At 46.7% G+C, this 1,797-nt stretch carries 1 protein-coding gene; it reads right to left on the bottom strand.

Annotation, left to right across the window (positions count from 1 at the left end; genetic code table 11):
• Positions 1-1,612, bottom strand: a 1,612-nt coding sequence (dnaK, locus tag WBV75_RS10510; RefSeq protein WP_424120567.1) for a molecular chaperone DnaK, incomplete at its 3' end; no start/stop codon positions are given.
• Positions 1,613-1,797: the final 185 nt, after the last annotated feature.

Below are 1,797 nucleotides of genomic sequence, written 5' to 3'. Positions count from 1 at the left end.
AGATCATGCTGTCCGCCTCATTGAGTTTATCGGCTGTTTCCTTAGCTGCTTTATCAGCCTCAGCATTGGCCTCAGCTTCGGATTTCATGCGTTGAATTTCTTCCTCTGTAAGCCCGGAAGAAGCTTCAATCCGTATATCCTGAGTCTTATTTGTGGCTTTATCTGTCGCGGAAACTTTAATAATACCGTTGGCATCGATATCAAAGGTGACTTCGATCTGGGGTGTTCCACGAGGTGCAGGTGGTATACCGTCGAGGTGGAAACGTCCAATTGTTTTGTTGTCACCAGCCATCGAACGCTCTCCCTGGAGGACGTGAATTTCAACTGAGGGCTGATTATCAGCCGCTGTTGAGAACACCTGGGATTTCTTGGTCGGAATCGTAGTGTTCGATTCGATGAGTTTGGTCATTACCCCTCCCATAGTCTCAATTCCCAGGGAAAGCGGAGTCACATCGAGAAGTAATACGTCCTTAACATCTCCTGTCAGTACCCCACCCTGAATGGCAGCTCCAACAGCTACTACTTCATCCGGGTTAACGCCTTTAGAGGGCTTCTTGCCAAAGAATTTTTCAACAGCCTCCTGAACGGCAGGGATACGGGTTGAACCTCCCACGAGGATAATCTCGTCGATATCGCTCTTGGAAAGACCTGCAGATTTTAAGGCAGCTTCACAAGGTTCAATGGTGCGTTTAACCAGGTCTGCAATCAGTTGTTCAAATTTAGCTCTGGTCAGGGTACGCACCAGGTGTTTGGGTCCTGAAGCCGTAGCGGTAACATAAGGCAAATTGATCTCCGTCTGAGTGGATGACGACAATTCGATTTTCGCTTTTTCGGCTGCCTCGCGCAGTCTTTGCAGGGCCATAGGGTCTTTCCTAAGGTCAATGCCTTCTTCTTTCTCGAACTCCTCAGAGAGCCAGTTGATGATTTTTTCATCCACATCATCTCCTCCCAGGTGGGTATCCCCATCCGTAGACAGCACTTCGAAAACCCCGTCTCCAAGTTCGAGAATGGATACATCATGCGTTCCACCTCCAAAATCAAAAACTACAATTTTCTGGTCCTTGTGTTTTTTATCCAGGCCATAAGCCAATGAAGCCGCCGTGGGTTCATTGATTATACGCTCTACTTTAAGACCCGCGATTTCACCAGCTTCTTTGGTCGCCTGACGTTGCGAATCGTTAAAATAGGCCGGGACCGTGATGACCGCCCCGGATACTGACTGCCCCAGGTAATCCTCTGCGGTTTTCTTCATTTTCTGAAGAATCATCGCTGAGAGCTCCTGTGGGGTGTAGAGGCGGCCATCGATATCCACGCGTGGGGTATCGTTGTCCCCTTTAACCACCTTATAAGGTACACGCTTCGCTTCTTTGGAAACCTCAGAATATTTATTTCCCATAAACCGTTTTATCGAGTACACGGTTTTTTCAGGGTTGGTAATCGCCTGTCTTTTTGCAGGATCGCCCACTTTAATCTCACCGCCTTCAACAAAGGCGATAACTGACGGGGTCGTCCTCTTTCCTTCTGCATTCGGGATTACAACCGGCTCGTTTCCTTCCATCACGGCAACGCACGAATTCGTAGTCCCCAGGTCTATTCCAATAATTTTACTCATCCTATGTGTGTTTATATTAATATTTGTTCTTGTAAATGAACTCTTCTCATTTTTAAAATCGTATAGAAAAGGTCAAACAATATGCCAAGGATTAAAACCTGACATACTGACATCGCCCGGAGTGCTCCGAATTTTAGAATTCCCGGATATGACATGAAATATTTTAGTTTTGAAGGCGTATTGAC

The sequence above is a fragment of the Robiginitalea sp. genome (assembly GCF_049588695.1).
Taxonomy (GTDB): Bacteria; Bacteroidota; Bacteroidia; order Flavobacteriales; family Flavobacteriaceae; genus Robiginitalea.
The sequence above is the reverse complement of the archived record's forward strand: the minus strand, read 5'-3'. Positions and strand labels throughout refer to the sequence as shown.